21 protein-coding genes are annotated in these 20,487 nt (G+C 69.5%); 9 read left to right on the forward strand and 12 right to left on the reverse strand.

Annotation, left to right across the window (positions count from 1 at the left end; genetic code table 11):
• Nucleotides 1–4: 4 nt before the first annotated feature.
• The 3 genes from ACIBL3_RS31835 to ACIBL3_RS31845 all read left to right on the forward strand — a co-directional run bounded on the left by ACIBL3_RS31835 (nt 5) and on the right by ACIBL3_RS31845 (nt 2,587).
• Entirely contained in the window at nt 5–1,078 is a 1,074-nt protein-coding gene (locus tag ACIBL3_RS31835; protein WP_396357455.1) for a DUF3866 family protein, read from the forward strand.
• Entirely contained in the window at nt 1,075–2,076 is a 1,002-nt protein-coding gene (locus tag ACIBL3_RS31840) for a hypothetical protein (RefSeq protein ID WP_396357456.1), read from the forward strand. Before ACIBL3_RS31835 ends, ACIBL3_RS31840 begins: the two co-directional genes overlap by 4 nt.
• 76 nt (nt 2,077–2,152) lie before the next feature.
• Nucleotides 2,153–2,587 carry a hypothetical protein gene (locus tag ACIBL3_RS31845; protein ID WP_396357457.1) on the forward strand — a complete coding sequence of 145 codons (435 nt, stop codon included), beginning with the start codon at nt 2,153–2,155 and terminating at the stop codon, nt 2,585–2,587.
• Nucleotides 2,588–2,688: 101 nt separating this feature from the next.
• Here ACIBL3_RS31845 and ACIBL3_RS31850 read toward each other — a convergent pair whose 3' ends face one another.
• From ACIBL3_RS31850 to pafA, 3 genes are all read right to left on the reverse strand, one after another.
• Entirely contained in the window at nt 2,689–3,657 is a 969-nt protein-coding gene (locus ACIBL3_RS31850; protein WP_396357458.1) for an FKBP-type peptidyl-prolyl cis-trans isomerase, read from the reverse strand.
• A 142-nt stretch (nt 3,658–3,799) separates the two neighbouring features.
• Nucleotides 3,800–5,095 (reverse strand): GNAT family N-acetyltransferase, encoded by a 1,296-nt coding sequence (locus ACIBL3_RS31855; RefSeq protein WP_396357459.1) that lies wholly within the window; start codon nt 5,093–5,095, stop codon nt 3,800–3,802.
• Nucleotides 5,096–5,176: 81 nt separating this feature from the next.
• Complete coding sequence (gene pafA / locus ACIBL3_RS31860) at nt 5,177–6,538, reverse strand: Pup--protein ligase (RefSeq protein ID WP_396357460.1); 1,362 nt, start codon at nt 6,536–6,538, stop codon at nt 5,177–5,179.
• A gap of 184 nt (nt 6,539–6,722) precedes the next feature.
• Here pafA and ACIBL3_RS31865 point away from each other — a divergent pair, with 184 nt between their 5' ends.
• On the forward strand, nt 6,723–6,923 hold the full coding sequence (locus ACIBL3_RS31865) for a hypothetical protein (RefSeq protein WP_396357461.1): 201 nt from the start codon (nt 6,723–6,725) through the stop codon (nt 6,921–6,923).
• 31 nt (nt 6,924–6,954) lie between these two features.
• Entirely contained in the window at nt 6,955–7,863 is a 909-nt protein-coding gene (locus ACIBL3_RS31870) for a hypothetical protein (RefSeq protein WP_396357462.1), read from the forward strand.
• Between the two features lie 76 nt (nt 7,864–7,939).
• Here ACIBL3_RS31870 and ACIBL3_RS31875 read toward each other — a convergent pair whose 3' ends face one another.
• From ACIBL3_RS31875 to ald, 7 genes are all read right to left on the reverse strand, one after another.
• On the reverse strand, nt 7,940–8,674 hold the full coding sequence (locus ACIBL3_RS31875) for a pseudouridine synthase (RefSeq protein WP_396357463.1): 735 nt from the start codon (nt 8,672–8,674) through the stop codon (nt 7,940–7,942).
• The gene (gene scpB, locus ACIBL3_RS31880; RefSeq protein WP_396357465.1) at nt 8,667–11,039 is read right to left on the reverse strand and encodes an SMC-Scp complex subunit ScpB; all 2,373 of its coding nucleotides are present in this window, start codon (nt 11,037–11,039) and stop codon (nt 8,667–8,669) included. The genes ACIBL3_RS31875 and scpB overlap by 8 nt, the downstream gene beginning before the upstream one ends.
• The gene (locus tag ACIBL3_RS31885; protein ID WP_396357466.1) at nt 11,036–12,016 is read right to left on the reverse strand and encodes a segregation and condensation protein A; all 981 of its coding nucleotides are present in this window, start codon (nt 12,014–12,016) and stop codon (nt 11,036–11,038) included. Before ACIBL3_RS31885 ends, scpB begins: the two co-directional genes overlap by 4 nt.
• Before the next feature lie 2 nt (nt 12,017–12,018).
• Entirely contained in the window at nt 12,019–12,384 is a 366-nt protein-coding gene (locus tag ACIBL3_RS31890) for a hypothetical protein (protein WP_396357467.1), read from the reverse strand.
• On the reverse strand, nt 12,369–13,412 hold the full coding sequence (locus tag ACIBL3_RS31895; RefSeq protein WP_396357468.1) for an AAA family ATPase: 1,044 nt from the start codon (nt 13,410–13,412) through the stop codon (nt 12,369–12,371). Before ACIBL3_RS31895 ends, ACIBL3_RS31890 begins: the two co-directional genes overlap by 16 nt.
• A gap of 275 nt (nt 13,413–13,687) precedes the next feature.
• Complete coding sequence (gene xerD / locus ACIBL3_RS31900; protein WP_396357499.1) at nt 13,688–14,620, reverse strand: site-specific tyrosine recombinase XerD; 933 nt, start codon at nt 14,618–14,620, stop codon at nt 13,688–13,690.
• Nucleotides 14,617–15,732, reverse strand: a complete 1,116-nt coding sequence (ald, locus tag ACIBL3_RS31905; RefSeq protein WP_396357469.1) for an alanine dehydrogenase — start codon at nt 15,730–15,732, stop codon at nt 14,617–14,619. Before ald ends, xerD begins: the two co-directional genes overlap by 4 nt.
• 392 nt (nt 15,733–16,124) lie before the next feature.
• Here ald and ACIBL3_RS31910 point away from each other — a divergent pair, with 392 nt between their 5' ends.
• The 3 genes from ACIBL3_RS31910 to ACIBL3_RS31920 all read left to right on the forward strand — a co-directional run bounded on the left by ACIBL3_RS31910 (nt 16,125) and on the right by ACIBL3_RS31920 (nt 18,658).
• Complete coding sequence (locus ACIBL3_RS31910) at nt 16,125–16,868, forward strand: aminoglycoside phosphotransferase (protein ID WP_396357470.1); 744 nt, start codon at nt 16,125–16,127, stop codon at nt 16,866–16,868.
• A gap of 136 nt (nt 16,869–17,004) precedes the next feature.
• Nucleotides 17,005–17,835 carry an LLM class F420-dependent oxidoreductase gene (locus tag ACIBL3_RS31915; RefSeq protein WP_396357471.1) on the forward strand — a complete coding sequence of 277 codons (831 nt, stop codon included), beginning with the start codon at nt 17,005–17,007 and terminating at the stop codon, nt 17,833–17,835.
• Between the two features lie 127 nt (nt 17,836–17,962).
• The gene (locus ACIBL3_RS31920) at nt 17,963–18,658 is read left to right on the forward strand and encodes a DUF4386 family protein (protein ID WP_396357472.1); all 696 of its coding nucleotides are present in this window, start codon (nt 17,963–17,965) and stop codon (nt 18,656–18,658) included.
• A 61-nt stretch (nt 18,659–18,719) separates the two neighbouring features.
• Here ACIBL3_RS31920 and ACIBL3_RS31925 read toward each other — a convergent pair whose 3' ends face one another.
• Nucleotides 18,720–19,124 (reverse strand): cupin domain-containing protein, encoded by a 405-nt coding sequence (locus ACIBL3_RS31925; protein WP_396357474.1) that lies wholly within the window; start codon nt 19,122–19,124, stop codon nt 18,720–18,722.
• A gap of 220 nt (nt 19,125–19,344) precedes the next feature.
• On the opposite strand from ACIBL3_RS31925, the gene ACIBL3_RS31930 reads away from it, so the two are divergent.
• The gene (locus tag ACIBL3_RS31930; protein WP_396357475.1) at nt 19,345–19,764 is read left to right on the forward strand and encodes a hypothetical protein; all 420 of its coding nucleotides are present in this window, start codon (nt 19,345–19,347) and stop codon (nt 19,762–19,764) included.
• 1 nt (nt 19,765) lies between these two features.
• Here the strand turns inward: ACIBL3_RS31930 and ACIBL3_RS31935 are convergent, their stop codons facing one another.
• Nucleotides 19,766–20,485, reverse strand: coding sequence for a peptidylprolyl isomerase (locus ACIBL3_RS31935; protein ID WP_396357476.1), 720 nt, complete (start codon nt 20,483–20,485; stop codon nt 19,766–19,768).
• Nucleotides 20,486–20,487 lie beyond the last annotated feature (2 nt).

Consider the following 20,487-nt stretch of genomic DNA (forward strand, 5'->3'; position numbering starts at 1 on the left):
CCCTGTGATTCGGTGGCGTGACGGTGTGGTGCGTGAGGTCGGGCGGAGCTGGGCGGGCGCTGTCGAGCTGACAGTGACGGTCGGTTCGCAGGCTGTGCGCGCGCTCGCCTACCCGGAACTCGTCGGTACGCCGGTGGCCGGCGACCGGGTGCTGCTGAACGTCGGCGCGCTCGACAAGGGCCTGGGGACGGGCGGGTACGCGTTGGTGGTCGCCGTACCGGACCGGCTGCCCGAGGACCCACCGGAGCACGGGCACCTGGTCAAGGCTCGCTACACGCCGCTGCAGGCGATGGTGCTGGGTGCGGACGAGCAGGACTCCCCCGACCACGATGTGCTGCGCGACGCGGACGACCTGTTCGGTACGCCGGTCGTCGTGGCGGACCTCCACTCGGCGCTCCCCGCCGTACTGGCCGGTGTTTACGAGGCTCGGCCGACCACTCGGGTGGTGTACGTGATGACGGACGGTGGGGCGCTGCCGCTGGCGTTCTCGCGGACCGTGGCGGCCCTGCGGGACAGTGGGTGGCTGGGTGGGACTGTGACCGTCGGACAGGCGTACGGCGGGGACCGGGAGGCTGTCACGGTCCACACCGGGCTGCTGACCGCCGTACACGTGCTGGCGGCGGAGGTCGTCGTACTGACGCAGGGGCCGGGCAACCTGGGGACTGGGACGCGGTGGGGGTTCTCCGGGGTGCAGTCCGGTGAGGCAGTCAACGCGGTGGGCACGCTGGGTGGGCGGGCTGTGGCGTCGCTGCGGATCTCCGAGGCCGACCCGCGTCCGCGACACCGCGGGATCTCGCACCACAGCCTGACCGCGTACGGCCGGGTGGCGTTGCAGCCGGCGGATGTCGTCGTACCCGACCTGCCGGGCGAGTTCGGCGACGCGGTCCGGGACGCCGCCGAGCCACTGAAGGCCCGGCACCGCGTCGTCCGCGTGGGAGTAGACGGCCTGTACGACGCCATGCGCGCAGCACCGGTGAAGCTGTCGACGATGGGCCGCGACCTGGACGCCGACCGCGCCTACTTCGAAGCCGCCGCCGCCTCCGGCCGCCACGCCGCCGGCCTGGTAGACGTGCCGTGATCATCACCGCCGCGAGCTTCCCGACACCCGAGTTCATCAAGACGACGAACAACCCGGCGGTCTGGGACCAGAAAGCGCGGTTCGCCGACTTCCAGGCAGCCGCCGCCAACCAAGCGCTGGAGCGGCTGAGCGGGACGCTCGACCGGCTGTCGACGCCGGGCGAGCGATCAATGGCCTTCGTGCAGCTGTACCGCGACCTCGCGGAGTGGCGGTATCAGCTCGCGCAGACAGCCGAGGGTCAGAGCCCCGGCGCCGAGCTCGAGCAGTACCACAGCCCGATCGGTGGCCATCGCATGCTGGATCGCTTCGGTCCGGGCCGTCGGCGGGAGCTGACGACCGACCCGGCCACCGGTCTGGTGGTCCGGGTCGCCGAGACCCCTGGCAGTCGGACGGCGGCCCGGCTCGGCGCGCTCATCGAGGCACGGTTCCAGGCCGAGCTGCCGCCCCGCGTCGAGATGCTCCAGAACCACGTGCGGTTGCCGGACGGCCGGACGATCCCGGGGAACGTGCTGATGCGCGGGAGCGCCGCCGCCGAGGCGTACGGGATCCCCGTTCCGCCCGAAGGGATCTGGTGCACGATGACCGGGCTGGAAGCCGACCGGCGGGCTCTGCAGCAGGAGGCCTTCACCGTGCTGGGCGACCTGGAGACGCAGCGGGCCGAGGGCCGAGCGGACCTGGTCGCGGACCCGGCCGCGCGGCGGGCGTTCACGGCGGCGGAGTACTACCTGTACCAGGGGCCGGAGTACCAGCGCGGTGGGGACGCGACGATCAGAGTCCTGCTGGCCGCTTCGCACACCCGCATCTTCGGGGCGGCGCCGAAGTTGCCGCAGGACATCGACCTGATGGCGTACGTCGCCGGGCAGCACGAGTTCCACAGGCGTTTGGACAATACTCAGGCGGTGCTGTCGACTCCCGGCTCCCGTGTCCAGGCCGATGCGGGGCATCAGTCGGCAGTACGGCGGCCGCAGCAGCGTGGGGTAGCGCCGGAGCGAGGGTGATCGGTGGGGGTACGTCCACCTCGGGTGTGGTCGCAGTACTCCTGAAGCTCAGGGCTCCGGCGGCGACGCTGGGAGCATGGCAACCATCACTGCAGTTGAAGCCCCGCTGACTGCCCGGTGGGCGACCCTGATGTGGTTGCTCGCCATCGGTGCGGGGGTCGCGGAATCCATCGTGGGCGCGACCCAGGCGGATGCTTCCCTTCCTGCCCTCGCGGCCCAGCTCTCCGTCCGCGCCCTCGTGTACGGCGCCCTCTTCGTCACCATCGACCGCTACTTCCGCCACGGCGTCCCGTGGTCCCGCTACCTGCTGGCCGGCCTCCTGGGCACCGTCGGCCTTGCGTCCCTCATCTACGAACCCATCACCTGGCTCGCCGACCACCACCTCGCCGACCTGAACTGGTCCCCGATGTTCGTCCTGTCGGCCGGTCTCCGCGCAGTCCACCTGAGCGCCCTGGCGGCGGCCCTGGCCCTCACCTTCCACCCAGACACCAACCGCTGGTTCCGCCGCTAGACAGGCCGAAGGCCGGCCTCCCAACGGGAGACCGGCCTTCGCAACGCCTGGAGTTACTGCCCCTGGCCGGGAACTACCTCCACCACCCGGCCGAAGGCCGCTTACTGACCCTGCTGCTTCGGGGCCGGGAAGGCGTTCAGTACGTCGATGACCGCGAAGGCGCTGATGGCCTTGCCGGAGGCGTCCTTGGACGGCGGGAGCTCGACGAGGACGCGGCTGCCGATCGGGATGCCGGCGAGGGCGTCCAGCGGGCCGGTCTGACCGTTCGGGCCGGGGCCCACCTGGAGCTGGTCGGTCGGGGCACCCGGCTGCGCGGGCTGACCCTGCGCCGCGGGCTGGCCGTCCCAGGTGCTGGCCTGCTTCTTGCCGGCGTAGTCGAACACGACGTACCGGCCGATCAGCTGGCTGCCCTTCTCGATCGGCTTGCCCTTGCCGGTGGCGAACACGACCGGCTTGCCCGGCTTCGCCGGCGCCTTGATGCCCGCCGGAACCGTCACCTTCGGCTCCGCGTTCAGCGCGCCGGTGACCTTGATCGCACTCGCCGCCGAGGCCGCCGGAGTGGCGTCCAGCGGGGTGTCGTTGGCGGCCGAGCCGACCAGGTCGACGACGAAGATCAGCGTGTCGTCCTTGGTGATGCCCGCCTTCTCGTTACCGCCGGCCGGACCGTAGCCCTTGTCGGCCGGGATGGACAGCATCACCCGGCTGCCGATCTTCTTGCCGACCAGGGCCTCGTCCCAGCCGGCGATGACGCCGCCGACCCCGATCGGGAACGACGCCGGCGCACCGCGGTCGTAGGAGTTGTCGAAGACCTTGCCGTCGCGCCAGATCTGGCCGAGGTAGTTCGCGGTGAGCAGCTCGCCCTTCTTGACCGCCGGCCCGTCGCCCTCCTTGAGGACCTCGGTCACCAGGGTCTTGTCCGGGTCACCTTCGCGGTGGGTGACGGTCGGCTTCTGGCCGAACTCCGAGGTCACCTTGACCCCACCGGCTCCGAACTCCGGTTCGTCGGAGCCACAGGCGGCCAGCCCGGACCCGAGCGCGACCACCGCGACCAGACTCAACAACTTGCGCACGAAACGAGCACCTCGAAACATCCCGGCGCGATCCGCGCCGCTCGACTCACGGTCAACAACGCGCCCACCCTAGCCTGCACGCGCAACCACACCGCCCGCTGCCCGCGTCACCGTTGAGTCACACCACGCACAGTCACAGCCCTCAGAAGCCGACAGCGTTGTGCGGAGCCCGGTCCTGACGCAGTAGGGCGTCCAGCACGGACACCGCCCCAGCTGTGTGCTCGGCGAGCCGCCCCGCATGCAGGAGCACCACAGGACTGACGCCACCGAGGTACAGGGAGCCCAGCTCCGCCACCGTGAGGCTGATATCCGCTGACGCACCGGACACCGCCGTACAGGTCGCTCCATCGGGACCGGCGTCCAGCCGCCACTTCCTCGCGTTCGACCCGTACAGGTCGTCTGACAGGTCCAGGACCAGCGAACCGGCACCGGCGTACGCGCGAGCTTCCAGAGCTGCCTGTACGTCGAGGAGCCGCAGCCACAGGTTGTCCCGCGCCCGAGTCACCTTTATTGCCCGTGAGTTCTTCAGCATCCAGCGGAGCGGCTCGTCGACGGGACGCTTGGCAGCGACGACCCTGTTTGTCAGGTCGAAGTCGGTCAGCAGCCCCCATAGAGCGCGATAGGCGCCGAGGTTCAGCGTCTCAAAGGCCGAGACCTGCAACGCACCGGCCTGCGCAGGGTCCGCAGACCACGGCAGACGGAACAGGGCCGCGCCGTCTACCTCACCCGACGCGTTGAGGTGCAGGAGATGGTGGGCCGGGCCAGAGCCGTCCGCAGGCAGTCCGGCCGCGCCAAGCCCCTCCCACTTGCCCGGTAGTGTGCTGATCTCACCGACCCGTTCAGCCCGGACCTGCTCATGCAGCGTCGCCCACGCACCCGCAGCGATCGGCGCCTCCACCAGCTGCAGCGAGCCGGGGTCGTCGAACGTGTCGCGGAACGCGGCGTCAGTACGACGTAGCTCCCACCGCTGCTGGAACGTCGCAGGCCCGAACCCGTATCGCCCGTAGATCGTGGCTTCACTCGCACTGAGCCCAGCGAGGAACTCGCCGCGCTCCCGGCAGTCGTCGAGCATCGCGGTCATGATCTTCCGCAGCAACCCGCGTCGCCGGTACGTCGGAAGCACTCCGGTGGAGGTGACACCGCCGAGCGGGACCCGCTGCAGTCCGGGGACGGTGATCTCGACCGACACGATGCCCGAGGCCCCGGCGACCTTGCCGTCGACGAATGCCGCCTGCGGCCGATACCAGTCGCTCTGTATTTCCTCGACATACTGCTCGAGCGCCTCGTCGGTCGCGGGGATCTGCGGTGGCCAAGCGGCCGCACCGGCGTACCAGGCGGACGGTTCGGGCTCCTCCTGGGGCAGGCCGCTCACGAACGGTAGTGCGCGGAGGTACTCCTTCGTCTCGGCTCGGGTCACCGGCCGGATCTCGATCGCCATGCCGCCGTTCTACCTGGAGGGCTCACAGGCCCGCGACCAGTTTTCCCAACCGCTCGCCGTGCACCCCACGACCCCCAGCTTCTACATGCTGGCGATCAGCTTCTCGACCCGCTCGTCGTGCGACTTGAACGGGTCCTTGCAGAGCACGGTCCGCTGGGCCTGGTCGTTCAGCTTCAGGTGCACCCAGTCGACGGTGAAGTCGCGACGGCGCTCCTGCGCGCGCTTGATGAACTCACCGCGCAGCCGCGCCCGGGTCGTCTGCGGCGGCACCGACTTGGCCTCGAAGATGCGCAGGTCGTCGACCACCCGGGTGACCGCGCCCTTGCGCTCGAGCAGGTAGTACAGCCCGCGCGGGCGGTGGATGTCGTGGTACGCCAGGTCGAGCTGGGCGACCCGCGGGCTGGCCAGGCCGAGGTTGTTCTGGTGCCGGTAGCGCTCGATCAGGCGGTACTTGATCACCCAGTCGATCTCGCGCTCGATACCGCTCAGGTCACCGGACTCGATCGCCTTCAGGGTCCGCTCCCACAGCGAGAGCGCCCGCTCGACGGCCGGCGTCCCGAGCTCGCGGCGGTCGACGAAGTCGCGCGCCTTGGTCAGGTACTCGGTCTGGATGTCGAGGGCGCTGGCCTCGCGGCCGTTGGCCAGCCGGACCTCGCGGCGGCCGGTCATGTCGTGGCTGATCTCCCGGATCGCCCGGATCGGGTTGTCCAGGGTCAGGTCGCGCATCACGATGCCGGCCTCGATCATCCGCAGCACCAGATCGGTGCTGGCCACCTTGAGCAGCATCGTGGTCTCGGACATGTTCGAGTCGCCGACGATCACGTGCAGCCGGCGGAAGCGCTCGGCGTCCGCGTGCGGCTCGTCGCGGGTGTTGATGATCGGCCGGGACCGTGTGGTCGCGCTGGAGACGCCCTCCCAGATGTGCTCGGCGCGCTGGCTGACCGAGTACACCGCGCCGCGCGGGGTCTGCAGCACCTTGCCGGCGCCGCAGATCAGCTGCCGGGTGACCAGGAACGGGATCAGCACGTCGGCCAGCTTGGCGAAGTCGCCGTGCCGGCTGACCAGGTAGTTCTCGTGGCAGCCGTAGCTGTTGCCGGCCGAGTCGGTGTTGTTCTTGAACAGGTACACGTCGCCGAAGATGCCCTCGTCGTGCAGCCGCTTCTGCGCGTCCACCAGCAGACCCTCGAGGATCCGCTCACCGGCCTTGTCGTGCGCGATCAGGTCGGTGACCGAGTCACACTCACCGGTCGCGTACTCCGGATGGGAGCCCACGTCGAGGTAGAGCCGGGCCCCGTTGCGGAGGAAGACATTGCTGCTCCGCCCCCAGGACACGACGCGCCGAAACAGGTACCGCGCCACCTCGTCCGGGGTCAGTCGGCGCTGACCGCGAAAGGTACACGTGACGCCGTACTCGTTCTCCAGACCGAAGATTCGCCGGTTCACACACCCACAGTACGTGGCACCTCCGACAACCGGGACATGTCTCAGGCGCGCCGTTTCCCGGCGTTATCCCTTTGATGTCAACCGACTGCGAGTTGAGCGCTCTCCGGACCAGCAGGTGGATCTTCGGGCGGAGGTCCGGCCGACAGTAGTGACGCCACGGGTTGCGACTGCCAGCGTCGGCATCATGAGGAGACGAACCTTCACCGCCGTCCTCACCTCCACGATCCTGACCAGCACGTCGCCCGCCTTCGCTTTTGCTGGTGACCTGACGTGGGCGGCTGGTGTGGTCACGTCGGCCGCACGGGCTCGGCTGATCGGCAGTACGTCTTGCGGCATCACCGCCGTACGCAAGTTGGTGCGGAGCTTCTTCGATCGGGCGCTGTAACTTTCTGGCGACGCAGTGCATCGACGAGGGTATGAGGACACTTCCTGGGTTGGCAGGCACGCTGAGCGCCGTACTGCTGGCGGCGACACTCGTCCCGACGGCAGCGGCCAGCACAACGGCCGCGTGTGGCCTCAGGCTGGGGTCGGTGACGGCATCGGGCGGTCACCGGCTCCAGCAGATCTCCGCGACCACGCCGCCGAGCGTCGTACAGTCGGTCGACGGGCCGAAGGACCTGTTCCCGGACGGGCAGGGGCGGCTGGCCACGTCGGTCGCGTGGGAGCCCGGCGCGAGCGAGGGCGAGCACCGGTTCGGCACTGTGACGATCGGCAACAGCCTGTACGACTTCTACTACCATGTCGGCGACAACCTGACGGACGTCACGCCGGAGACGTACGAGCAGACGCTGATCGGCGGTGGGTGGACGCCGAGCATCAGCTATGTCGAGGAGTCGTTCTACTTCCCGGACGACGGGTCGCACCGGGCCAACAACTACGCGCTGTGGTCCGGGACGATCCACCGGTGGAACCAGGGCTGGGGTCAGGCCAAGGTCTTCAAGGGGTTCGACGCGGTCAAGACGATGACGTTGATCAGCCAGACGGCGACGTACGACACGTTCCTCGCGAACACCCGCGGCGGCGCGCTCTACACGATCCGGATCCCGCTCGGCGCGACCGCCGTACCGATCGTCAAGAAGGTGCGAACCCGGACCTGGCAAGGCTTCGAAACCCTGATCGCCGAGAAGTGCGGCCGCGCAAGCACCCTCCTCCTCGGCATCGACAAAGACACCGGCGCGGGCTACCTGTACGCCGTAAGCCACGCCAACGGCACCGCCACCGTCATCAACCCCCTCGGCAAGGTCCCCACCTCCTTCACCGACCCCACCCACTTCCGCTTCCGCCGCACCATCACCAACCCCACGGGCGCCCTGAACGGCGAGTAGCCCCCCACCACAAGCCGACCTACCCCACCGGCTCGCCCGGTACGACGGGGTCAGCCGGTACGACGGGTCGGGGTGTCTAGAGGTCGACCAGGTCGAGGAGTTGGCCTAGTTCTTTCTGGTCGAGTTCGCGGAGTTCGCCGGTGTGGAGGTTGCCTCGGCGGACCGGGCCGATGGCGGTGCGGGTGAGGCGTTTGACCGGGTGACCGACCGCGTCGAACATGCGGCGGACGATCCGGTTGCGGCCCTCGTGCAGGCTGATCTGGATCAGCGTCCGGCCGCGGATGCTGGAGATCACCTTGACGGTGTCCGCCTGCGCCGGTCCGTCGTCGAGCTCGACGCCGTCGAGGAGGCTGCGCAGTACTCCCGGCTTCACGTTGCCGTCGACTTCGGCGACGTACGTCTTGGAGACCTCGTACGACGGATGCGCCAGACGATGCGCGAACTCGCCATGATTCGTGAGCAGCAGCAGCCCCTCGGTGTCGGTGTCGAGCCGGCCGATGTGGAAGAGCCGCTCCGGCCGCTCCTCAACGAAGTCCGCCAGGCAGCGCCGCCCCTGCGGGTCCGACATCGTGGAGACAACGCCACGCGGCTTGTTCAGCACCAGGTACACATGAGCGCTGGTAGGCGGAATCCGCTCCCCATCAACCCGGATCACCGAAACCGCCGGATCTACCCGCCGCCCGAACTCAGTCACCACCTGCCCGTCGACCTCGACCCTGCCCTGCTCGATCAAGATCTCCGCATTACGCCGGCTAGCCACCCCCGCCTGAGCCAACACCTTCTGCAGCCGAACCCCTTCAACCTCACCCATCCTGCGATCCCCACCCCCGCAACCGCTCCCAAGCCGCACTCCCCGCCACCCCAGCCTCGTCCCCCGTCTCAGCCGCATCAGCTGAGTCCGCCGTATCAGCCTCTCCCGCCGCGTCAGCTGGGGCCGCAGTATCAGGCTGTCCCGCTGTATCAGCCGCGTCCGCCGCGTCACCGTCACCATCGGCGGCAGACTCGCCTTCCACGACGGATGCCTCGCCCGCCCCCGCCTCAGGCGCGCTCGCCTTGTCCTCCGCGCTCGTCTGAGACGGCTTCGCCTTGTCGTCAGCGCTCGCCTCAGCCGTGCTCGCCGTGTCAGCGCTCGCCTCAGCCGTGCTCGCCGTGTCCGCGCTCGCCGCAGGCGTGCTCGCGTCCTCGGCCGGCCCGTCGCCCGGGGCCGACCCGTCAGCGGTCTCGAACTCGTCGGACGGCTCGAGCTCCCCCGGCTCACGTACGACGTCCAGCTCAACGGGCTCACCGGTCGCCAGATCCCCGTCGATCCCAGCGCCACCCTCGCCAGACTCGTCCGCGCGGGCTGTCTCCTCCGGCTCGTCGTCCGCCTCACCGAGCTGATCCACCGACTCGTCGTTCGCGCTCACCTCCGACGCACCCGCCTCGTCGTCCGCAGACGCCTCAGGGGCGCCCGCTTCATCGTCCGCGGTTGTCTCGGAGGTGCTTGCTTCGTCTCCCGCGGTCGGCTCGTCTGCGGTTGAGAACTCTGTGGACGGGTCGAGGTCGAGGTCGCTCGGCTTGTGCTCGACGTCCAGGTCGACGGGCTCGTCGGCTGCCAGGTCTCCGTCGATGCCGGTCTCGTCCGCTGCGACCTCGTCCACCTCGACGGACTCGGCATCCGGCTCGGTGCCAGGCGACGGCGGTTCGGCCGGCTCGGTCGGCGTACCGTCCTCTGACGACACCAGCTCGTCGGTTGCGAGGCCTGCGTCGATGCCGGTCTCGGCTCCGGCAGCCTCGTCCGCCGTGGTGTGCTCCGCGTCTGCCGGGTCCGCCCGAAGTGATCCAGCCGGGTCGGCATCTGCGGCCGGCACCTCGGCTTGCGACGGCTGTTCGTCGGCGGCGTCCGTCGTACTGTCCTCTGAGGACGCTGGGGGAAGGGCTTGGGCGGCTAGTTCTTCCTCTATGTCGTCCATGTCGGGGAGGTAGGGGGCTAGCTCGGGGAGGTCGTCGAGGGACTGCATGCCCATGCGTTCGAGGAAGAAGGACGTGGTGCGGTACAGGGTCGCCTGGGACTCGGTGTCGGCGCCGGCTTCCTCGACGAGGCCGCGGGCTACGAGGGTGCGCATCACGCCGTCGACGTTCACGCCGCGGATCGCGGAGACGCGGGCGCGGCTGACTGGCTGCTTGTACGCGACCACGGCGAGCGTTTCCAGTGCGGCCTGGGTGAGTCGGACCTGCTGGCCGTCGAGGACGAACCTCTCCACGTACGGCGCCGCCTCCACGCGGGTGTAGTAGCGCCAGCCGCCGCCCACCTCACGCAGGTCGAACCCACGCCCCTGCTCGGTGTACTCAGCGGCCAGCGCGCCCAGCGCGGCCGACACGTCGCCCGTCGGTCGCCCGACCGCCCGGGCGAGCGTGAGCACCGGCAACGGCTCGTCCGTCACCATCAGGATCGCCTCGAGCGCCCGCCGCATCGTCTCGTCGTCAACAACAACCTCATCCCCCACCGGCACCGCAGTCTGCCCCGGCTCCAGGTAGTCCTCATCCCCCGGTACGCCGGACCCGTCAGCGTCTACGCGATCCGCGGAGCCGGCGTCCGCGGTCGCCTCGGCGCTCGCCTCCTCCGCCGGGGTCGCCTCGGTGGAGCCGTCGGCGTCGGTGGACGACCGTTCGTCGTCGGACCTAGTGAGATCCGCGGAGGTGGTCGAGTCGTCGGCACCCACTGCGGCGTCGGTCGCCTCCTGGGTCGCGTCGGCGGAGTGGACCTCGCTGGAGTCGGCGCTCGCCTCCTCGATCTGGGTCGCCTCGGTGGACGCGTCGGCGGAGGAGACCTCGTCGTCCGACTCGGCGAGATCCGCGGAGTCTGCGGCGTCGGGTGAAGCGTCGGTCGCCTCTGGGGTCGCGTCGGTGGAGTCTGCCTCGGTGGACTCGGTGGTTGCCTCGCCGGTCGGGCCTGGGTCGGTGGAAGCGTCGGGCGCGGAGGACTCAGGGTCGTCGGGGTCGGTGGGGTCCGCAGAGGAGGGGGCGGGGTCGGGGTCCGCGGAGGGTGTGGTGTTTTCGGGATGGGGGGAGGGGGCGGGGGCTGCGTTGAGGTCGGCGGGGTGCGCTTCGGGGTTGGGGGAGGGCGCGGAGGTGGAGTCCGGGGTTTCGGCGCCTTCGGGTACGAAGCTGGGGTGGGTTGGGGGGTGTTCGGTCACTGGTTCGCCGTCTCGTTCGGGGCGTCGGCCGGGGCGGGCTCGACGTCGTCTTCAACTGTGGCGCTTGCGCCGGGTTCGAGGAAGTCGGTGTCGTCGGAGACCTGTGGGGCCTCGCCGTCCTCGGAGTCGGGGCGCGACACCTCGTCGAACTCGTCGCTGACGTCGATGTCGCCCTCGTCCGACCCGGTCCACCGGATCGTCAACTCCCCCAGCGGCGTCACCTGGTCGAAGGAGACAGCTGCCTCCCGGAACAACTCCAGCAGCGCCAGGAACCGGCACACCGTCGTCACCGTGTCCGGCGAGTCCGCGATCAGCGCGCGGAACGTCGTACTCCGCTGCCGCCGCAACCGATCCACGACGACAGCGGCCTGCTCCCGCACCGTCACCTGCGACCCGTGCAGGTGCGTCAGCGACACACCCTCCGGTACGTCGGTCTTCGGCGCCAGCGCCCGTGCCGCCAACGCAGCAAGACCGGCCGGATCGATCCCCAGCAGCACCTCGGGCAGCAACTCCGCGAACCGCGGCTCCACCCCCACCGCCCGCGGGAACCGCTTGGCCTCGGCGGCCATCCGCTCCTGCATCAGCGCCGCGATCTGCTTGAACGCCCGGTACTGCAGCAGCCGCGCGAACAGCAGGTCGCGCGCCTCCAGCAGGGCCAGGTCCTCGGAGTCCTCGACCTCGCCCTTCGGCAGCAGCCGGGCCGCCTTGAGGTCGAGCAGGGTCGCCGCGATCAGCAGGAACTCCGACGTCTGGTCCAGGTCCCACTCCGACCCGAGCGCCTTGATGTGGGCGATGAAGTCGTCGGTGACCTGGGACAGCGCGATCTCGGTGATGTCGAGCTTGTGCTTGCTGATCAGCTGCAGCAGCAGGTCGAACGGCCCCTCGAAGTTGACCAGGTGAACGCTGAACCCCTTGCCCTCGGCAATGGTCGGCGCGGCGTCGTCCCCAGACAGCTCCAACGGAAGCGAGTCCGCCACGGTCACTCCGAGGCCTTGAGCCGCCGTACCAGCACCGAGTCCGGTCCGTGGTCGACGAAGTCGGCCAGCAGCACGTCGATCGCCTCGCGGACGATCCGGCCGCGGTCGGCCGTCAGGCCGTGGTCGGCGCGCAACGCGAGTCTGGTCTGTTCCAGGCCGAGCAGCTCCTCCTCCGTCACGTACACGGTGATCTTCGTGTCGTGCCGGATCCGACCACTCGACTTGCGGTCGTCGACGACCGCCGTACGGGACCGCACGGTCGACGCCGGCGGTCCGTCAGTGGTGGTGCGCTTCTCGGGTCTGGTCTGCTGCGGTGCCGCACCCCCGAAGAGTTCACTGGCACCTGGCAGGCTCACCCGGCGGGACAACGCGCCAGCACCTCCTTGGCAAGATCGCGGTACTGCGTGGCCGCGGACGAGGACGGGGCGTAGGTCGTGATCGGTTCGCCGACGACCGTGGTCTCGGGGAACTTGACGGTACGCCGGATGACGGTGTGGAAGACGCGTTCGTCGAAGGCCTGGACCACCCGGTCGAGGACCTCCCGGGCGTGCGTCGTCCGCCCGTCGAACATGGTGCCGAGGATCCCGACGATCTCCAGCTTCGGGTTCAGCCGGTCCTGCACCTTGCCGATCGTGTCGGTCAGCATCGCCAGCCCGCGCAGCGCGAAGAACTCGCACTCCAGCGGTACGACGATGCCGTTGGACGCGGTCAGCGCGTTCACGGTGAGCAGACCGAGGGACGGCGCGCAGTCGATCAGGATCACGTCGTAGTTCGGGATGATCGGCTCGAGCACGCGCTGCAGGGTGTACTCGCGGGCGACCTCCTGGACCAGCTGGACCTCGGCCGCGGACAGGTCGATGTTGGCCGGCAGCAGGTCGAGGTTCTCCACCCGGGTCGGCTGGATCACCTCGTCGGCGGTGATGTCGCGCTGCATCAGCAGGTTGTAGACCGAGATATCCAGGTCGTGCGGCTGCACGCCGAGGCCGATCGAGGCCGAGCCCTGCGGATCGAAGTCGATCAGCAGCACCTTGCGGCCGGTCTCGGCGATCGCCGCGCCGAGGTTGATCGTGGTGGTGGTCTTGCCGACGCCACCCTTCTGGTTGCACATCGCGATCACCTGCGCCGGGCCGGTCTTCGTCGGCGGCTTCGGCTCCGGGAGGTCCGGCAGCGGCCGTCCGGTCGGCCCGATCTTGTTCCTCGGGCCGTGCGGGTCGTTCACAGGTGCGATGTCCTCCGCGGTGAGCTTGGCCGTCGGCCGGGGCATCTCCGCATAGTTGTCGGGTGGGGTCAGGTTCCGCTGCGGCTGGGGCGTGGCAGCGGGCTGGGAGACCGTCGGCGCGATCGGTCGGGCCGGCGGCGGGAACTGCTCGGTGCCCGGGAATGTCGACTCGTTCATGACTCGCCAAACCTTTCAACCGATACGGGCGATCCCAGCGACTGTAAGCGTGCATTCAAGCACTCTCAACCAGCCACTCCGCACCGGGGTGGGGTGGTTTGTCGACAAAGCTCCGGACCCGGCCGATCACCGCCTCCGCGTGACCAACCGTGACCAGATGATCGCACACCGTCCCCGAATTCCGTGCACCGCCCCTACCTTTTCACGAGCCTGCCGTACGACGCGAACCAGACGGGAACGACCCTCCACCCGCCAGCAACGCGAACTGGGGTGGCTCAGGACGACAGCGCGCGGGGGTGGGACGTCGCGTAAACCTCGCGGAGTTTGTCGACTGTTACCAGGGTGTAGACCTGGGTGGTGGTGACGGAGGCGTGGCCCAACAACTCCTGGACCACGCGGACGTCGGCGCCGCCATCCAGCAAATGGGTGGCGAAGGAGTGGCGGAGGGTGTGGGGGGAGATCTCCTTGGCGATGCCGGCGCGTTGGGCGGCTCGGCGGAGGACGGTCCAGGCGCTCTGCCGGGACAGGCGGCCACCGCGGGCGTTGAGGAACAGCGCCGGCGTCCCGCGCCCGCGCTGCACCAGGTCGGGACGTCCGCGGACCTGGTACGCCGACAGCGCGTCACGGGCGTACGACCCGACGGGCACGACGCGCTCCTTGCTGCCCTTGCCACGCAGCAGCACCGCCCCGGCGTCGAGGTCGATGTCGTCGACGTCCAGCCCGACCGCCTCTGAGATGCGCGCGCCGGTGCCGTACAAGAACTCCAGCAACGCCGCGTCACGCGTCGCAAGCACCGCCGGCTCCGCTTCGGCCCCGGCGGCCGCGGTCAGGATCCGTGACACCTCGTCCACGGACAGCGCCTTCGGCAACCGTTGCGGCGGCGCCGGCGGCTTCACCGCGGCCGCGGGGTCCACCGCCGTCAGTCCCTCACGCAGACAGAACCGATGAAACCCGCGTACGGCGACCACCGTCCGGCCGGCCGAGGACGCGGTGAGCGGCGGATGGTCCGCGTCGCCCTCCCGCAGCCGCATCAGGAAGTCGCTGACCACGGCCTCGGTGATCCGGCTGAGGTCGTCGATCCCGGCGGCCGCGAGGTAGCCGTCGTACCGGCGCAGGTCACGCCGGTACGACGCCAGGGTGTTCGCGGCCAGGCCACGCTCCACCGTGAGGTGGTCCAGGTACGCGCCGACCGCCCGGCTGATGCTCAGACCAGCACCTCGTCGAGCTTCAGCTGGGACAGGTCGTGGGCCTCGGCAACAGGTCCGTAGGTCACGTGCCCGTCGTGCGTGTTCAGGCCGAGCGCGAGGCTGTGGTCCTGCTTCATCGCCTCCCGCCAGCCCAGGTTCGCCAGCTCGATCGCGTACGGCAGCGTCACGTTCGTGAGCGCGTACGTCGACGTGTTCGGCACCGCACCGGGCATGTTGGCGACGCAGTAGAACAACGAGTTGTGCACCTTGTAGACCGGGTCGGCGTGCGTCGTCGGGCGCGAGTCCTCGAAGCAGCCGCCCTGGTCGATCGCGATGTCGACGAGCACGCTGCCCGGCTTCATCCGGCGGACCATGTCGTTGGTGACGAGCTTCGGCGCCTTCGCACCGGGAACCAGCACCGCGCCGATGACCAGGTCAGCCTCCAGCACCGCCTGCTCGATCTCGAACGAGTTCGCGGCGATCGTCAGCAGGTGTCCCTGGTAGATCTGGTCGGCCTGGCGGAGCCGGGCGATGTTCCGGTCGAACAACTGGACCTGCGCCTGCATGCCGAGCGCGATCGCGGCCGCGTTCATGCCGGAGACACCGGCGCCGATGATCACCACCCGGGCCGGGTGCACACCGGACACGCCGCCGAGCAGAACACCGCGTCCGCCGCCGTTGGCCATCAGGTGGTAGGCGCCGGACTGCGGCGCGAGCCGGCCGGCGACCTCGCTCATCGGGGCCAGCAGCGGCAGCGTGCCGTCCGGAAGCTGAACCGTCTCGTACGCGATACCGGTGGTGCCGGACTTCAGCAGCGCCTCGGTGCAGTCGGTGCTCGCGGCCAGGTGCAGGTAGGTGAACAGGACCTGGTCCCGCCGCATCCGGTGGTACTCCTCGGCCACCGGCTCCTTCACCTTGAGCACCAGCTCAGCATCCGCCCAGACGTCGTCCGCGGTCGGCACGATCCGTGCTCCGGCCGCGACGAACTCGTCATCGGGGATCAGTGAACCGGTCCCCGCGCCCTGCTCGATCAGAACCTCGTGCCCGTTGCGCACGAACTCGTGCACGCCGGACGGGGTGATCGCCACCCGGTACTCGTGGTTCTTGACTTCCTTCGGTACTCCGACCTTCACAACTTGCCCTTCCTTCACGTTCCAGGTGTGCGGCCCACATCGTTGTGTCCGCGGCCCGGCGGTGAGGGGTGAGCTGCCAGGTCGCTGCCGAGTGTAAGCCCGCAAGGTTCATACCACCTGACTGGATGGTCCTATCCGATGGCGACTCGCGGAACCGTTGCCCGGCGGTTCGGTTACACTCCATTGAGACGCCGTGGCACTGTGTGCATGCGGCCCCGCCCCACCTCCCCGGTCAGGGTGACGTTCACACCGGGATCCCTTGCCCGGCAGGCTTTGCGCAATCTTGACGCAACCTCCACTTCTCCCTTTACGCCAGTCTTGCACTGCCCGGAAAAGCGGACTGGTGCGCTCCTCTGTACCCCCGATCGAAACGCAGACAGGAAGGTTCTGACATGGACGAAGAGGTCGCCCTGACGGGTGGCAACGTCGGCGGCGCCGTCCGCGTCGGCGACACCGTCCGCCGCGCCACCGGTCCGTGGACGCCCGCAGTTCATGCCTTGCTCAACTACCTTGCCGACGCAGGGCTGACCGGTCTCCCGCGCGTGCGCGGCTACGACGACCAGGACCGCGAGATCCTCGACTACCTCCCCGGTACGGCGTACGGCCCCGAGGTGCCCGACGACGTCCTGGCAGACGCGATGCGCTGGCTCGCCGAGTACCACCGCGTAGTCACGTCGTACCGGCCCGAAGGCGAGCTCGTCTGGCGCACCAGTCGCGGCGAACTCGCTGCCGGACAGATCATCTGCATGCACGACTACGGGTACTACAACTGGATCGGCACCGAGGCCGGTTTCAGCGGCGTGATCGACTGGGACATGGCCGGTCCGGGCGTCCCGCTCGACGACATCGCCTTCGCCGCCTGGAACACCGCTCCGCTCGCGATCCCGATGGACCCCGCCTTCCAGGCGGACCGCCTGCGCCTGATGGCAACGTCGTACGGCGGCCCCTTCACCGCACTCCAGATCCTCGAAGCCGCCCCGATCCGCGCGCAGCGGTCGGCCCGCGTCATCCGGGCCGGCCAGCAAACAGGTGATTCAGGCATGCTCAACCTGCTCAACGTCGGCGAACCCGACCGCACCGAGCGACGGCTCGTGGACCTGCAGCGACGCATCCCGGAGATCGCCGCGCACCTGTAGGCCGTCCACATGGTGGTTGCGCCGGCAGTCATCGTTGACGTGCCCTGGTGGGGGTCGGGGATGCTTCTCCCAGCACGGAATGGAGCCCGCCCGCTCCCGGTTGCAGCCTGAGAACGGTTCGACGAGAGGAGTACGCGTGGCGGTAGAACTTGGACGCTTCGGGGTCTGGCACGGACCTCAACACTGGGGCCCGGAGCTGGCGGCGGGACTGGAGCAGGCCGGGTACGGCGCGCTCTGGCTGGGCGCCTCCCCGGACGCCGGCCTGCGCGACGCGGAAGTGTTGCTGGCGTCAACGAACACCGTTGCCGTCGGCACCAGCATCGTGAACATGTGGAAATCGCCCGCGGCCGACGTGGCCGCCTCGTACCACCGGCTGGAGGACGAGCACCCGGGCCGGTTCCTGCTCGGGGTCGGCATCGGCCACCCGGAGCGCACCGGCGAGTACAAGTCGCCGTACGACACGATCGTCGGCTACCTGGACGACCTCGACGACGCCAAGGTGCCGGTCGACCGGCGGGCGCTGGCCGCGCTCGGCCCGAAGGTGCTGCAGGTGGCGGGGTCCCGCACGGCGGGCGCGCTGCCCTACCTGACGACTCCCGAGCACACTCGCGAGGCCCGTCGTACGCTCGGGGGCGGTGTGCTGCTTGCGCCGGAGCAGAAGATCGTGCTCGAGACCGACGACGAGATCGCACGGACGACGGCCCGCGACTACCTGGCGTCGTACCTGCAGCTGAGCAACTACCGGTCGAACCTGAAGCGCCTCGGGTTCACCGACGCCGACCTGGACGACGGCGGCAGCGACCGGCTGGTCGACGCGCTGGTGCTGCACGGCACGGCGGTGGAGATCGCAGACGGTCTGAAGGCCCACCTGGAGGCCGGCGCCGACCACGTCGCGGTCCAGCAACTGGGGCGTGAGGGGATCGACCTGCTGCCTGGGTACGAGGCGTTGGCAACCGTTCTCCAGTAGGTGCTGACGAGTCCGTCCGGCGGTGCGCCTGTTCGCCGGACGGGCCCTCTTGACGACCGCCTGAAGCGGAGGAACATCAGCAGTAGACGCACGTCCATTTCGGGTGTGCGCACTGGAGGTGTTCCCCATGACTGAGCGACACGAGTTGCGTTGGGGCGGCGTCGCCGGACTGGCCTTCGTCGTCCTGGCACTCCTGGGCAGGTTCCTGCCCGGCAATCTCCCCACGGTGGACGAGTCGGAAGGCAGCATCACCGCCTTCCTGAACGACGCCCGGACCTCGATGCTGGTCGGGTCGTTGATGTGGGCCGCCGCGGCCGGGTTGATCATCTGGTTCGCCGCCGCCTTCGCCGAGGCGATCCGGGAGCGGGAAGAGCGCAGTGACGTCCACCTCGCAATCCTGGCGGGATCGGTCCTGGTCGGCGGTGCGATCTTCGTGACCGCGGGCCTGTCCGCGGCGACCGCCTACAGCATCGAGGGCCGGGACGCCGCGCTCACCGTCCTGCTGTTCGAGCTGACTGCGGTGATGACGACGATGATCGGCTTCGCCGCCGCGCTGCCGCTGGCCGCGGCCGGGATCGGCGTGCTGCGCACCCGGATGATGCCGAACTGGCTCGGGTGGCTCGCGCTGCTGGCCGCCGTGGTGTCGTTCGCCGGCGCGTTCGGCGTGTTCGCCACCGACGGCGTGTTCGTTGCCGGCGGCACCTTGATGACCACCGTCCCGTTGCTGCTGTCCGCGGTCTGGATCGTCTGCGCCGGCGGCTACATGATCCGTGAGCACCTGCCGGAGGTGACAGCGGGCGAGTCGATCGTTCCGCAGACCTGAGTCCGCCAGTCGTCCCGCCGGGGCCGCGTGCCCCTGACGCGTGTCCCGGCGGGACCTCCCGTCACCGAAGGGTGAAGTCGGCGAAGTCGAACCCCGGCGACACGATGCACGACACCAGCACTGGCTGATCCCCGGCCGGTCGCGCCGCCTGCCACGCCCCCGCCGGTACGACGACCTGCGGCCGCTGACCCGCGCCGACGTCGGGTCCCAGGGTCATCGACTCGTCGCCGTACTCGAGCGTCAACGGACCACCGGAGTGCCACAACCAGATCTCCGCCGACCGCACCCGGTGCAGCCGCGACTCCTCCCCCGGCGCCAGCAGGAAGTAGATCGCAGTCGCACTGGCCCGCGTCCCGTCGTACCCCTCCGGCGCAATCTCCACCTCCGACCGCCACGTCTCCCGATACCACCCACCCTCCGGATGAGGCTCCAGCCCCAACAACCCAGCTAACTCAGGCTTGACCATGAAAGGCATTGTCGGATGGCAGGGCGTTCGGCAGAGTGCGGGGATGGGTGAATTTCCGTCTGAGTATCACCGTCGGTTGCCGTATGGGGAGCAATTGTCTGCGGAGGGGTTGGTGGGGCAGCGGTTCTTTCCGTTCGAGGGGGACGTGCGGGTAGTGCCGTTGGCGGAGCCAGTGGTGCCGGAACCGCCGCGGGGTGGTGAGCCGGGAGGGGCGCCTTGCGTGACGTGTTCCGATCCGAACAAGTTCGTGATCTGGCGAGACGACCAGTGGCAACTGAAGGCCGGCTTCGAGCCGAACGGGCTGCCGTTCGTCGCCGTACTCGAGCCGCGCGAGCACTACCGCCTCGACAACCTGACGCCCGAACTGCTCGCCACGCTCGGCCCGATCATCCAGCGCGTCGCCGGCGCGATCCGCCGGATCGACGGCGTCGGACGCACCCACTTCAACCGCTGGGGCGACGGCTCGGAACACTTCCACATCTGGTTCCTCGCCCGCCCGCTGGGCCAGATGCAGTTCCGCGGCGCCATGATCGCCGCCTGGGACGAGATCCTCCCCAAGGTCCCCGACGAGGAGTTCAAGGCCAACGTCCACACCGTCACCGCCGCCCTCCTCGAAGGCGGCGGCGAGTCGGTGGACTGACCTACCGGGTGCCCAAGGAGCGGGCTACGAGGATGTCGGTCTTGAGTTGCGGTGGGCCGTCGACGGGGGCCGGGTCTTCGGCGGTGGGGGTGACGCCGCCGGCGGCTACCTTGTCGAGGACCTTGAGGCCGAGGCGGTCGACGGTGCCGAAGACGGTGTAGTCGGGGCGGAGGCGGGAGTCGGCGAAGACCAGGAAGAACTGGCTGCCGTTGGTGTTCGGGCCGGCGTTCGCCATCGCCAGGGTGCCGCGGGCGTAGACCTTCCGGGTGCCGGTCGGGTCGCCGGGCCAGTTCGGCAGGTCGGTCGGGAGCTCGTCCTTGTACGAGTAGCCGGGACCGCGTTCACCGGTGCCGGTCGGGTCGCCGCACTGCAGGACCTTCAGGGTCGGGTACAGCGTGAGCCGGTGGCAGGTGGTGAAGTCGTAGAAGCGGCTCTTCGCGAGATGCAGGAAGCTCTGCACGGTGCACGGCGCCTTGGCCCGGTCGAGCGACAGCAGCATCGGGCCCTGGTTCGTCGCGACCACGACCCGCACGATGCCCTTGTTCGGCGTCGGCGTCGGGTCTGGCGGCAGGGTGACCGGGCGCGGCGACGGGTCCTCAGGGGTCGCGGTGTACCCACACGGGCCGCTAGTGGTGACCGGCGCGGCTGACGCCGTACCGGGAACGGTCAGCAGTCCTGCGACGGTCAGAGTCGCCAGTACGGCGACGCGAGTGGCTCTCATCG

The sequence above is a fragment of the Kribbella sp. NPDC050124 genome, from assembly GCF_044460355.1.
In the GTDB taxonomy this organism is placed as follows: domain Bacteria; phylum Actinomycetota; class Actinomycetes; order Propionibacteriales; family Kribbellaceae; genus Kribbella.

Bases quoted from the DNA above. Each gene is read 5' to 3' on its own strand.
- ACIBL3_RS31855 (WP_396357459.1), bottom strand. From the start codon at position 5,095: ATGGCGATCGAGATCCGGCCGGTGACCCGAGCCGAGACGAAGGAGTAC.
- ACIBL3_RS31920 (WP_396357472.1), top strand. From the start codon at position 17,963: ATGACTGAGCGACACGAGTTGCGTTGGGGCGGCGTCGCCGGACTGGCC.
- ACIBL3_RS31845 (WP_396357457.1), top strand. From the start codon at position 2,153: ATGGCAACCATCACTGCAGTTGAAGCCCCGCTGACTGCCCGGTGGGCG.
- ACIBL3_RS31895 (WP_396357468.1), bottom strand. From the start codon at position 13,412: ATGAACGAGTCGACATTCCCGGGCACCGAGCAGTTCCCGCCGCCGGCC.
- ACIBL3_RS31935 (WP_396357476.1), bottom strand. From the start codon at position 20,485: ATGAGAGCCACTCGCGTCGCCGTACTGGCGACTCTGACCGTCGCAGGA.
- ACIBL3_RS31910 (WP_396357470.1), top strand. From the start codon at position 16,125: ATGGACGAAGAGGTCGCCCTGACGGGTGGCAACGTCGGCGGCGCCGTC.
- ACIBL3_RS31865 (WP_396357461.1), top strand. From the start codon at position 6,723: ATGAGGAGACGAACCTTCACCGCCGTCCTCACCTCCACGATCCTGACC.
- ACIBL3_RS31875 (WP_396357463.1), bottom strand. From the start codon at position 8,674: ATGGGTGAGGTTGAAGGGGTTCGGCTGCAGAAGGTGTTGGCTCAGGCG.
- ACIBL3_RS31925 (WP_396357474.1), bottom strand. From the start codon at position 19,124: ATGGTCAAGCCTGAGTTAGCTGGGTTGTTGGGGCTGGAGCCTCATCCG.
- ACIBL3_RS31870 (WP_396357462.1), top strand. From the start codon at position 6,955: ATGAGGACACTTCCTGGGTTGGCAGGCACGCTGAGCGCCGTACTGCTG.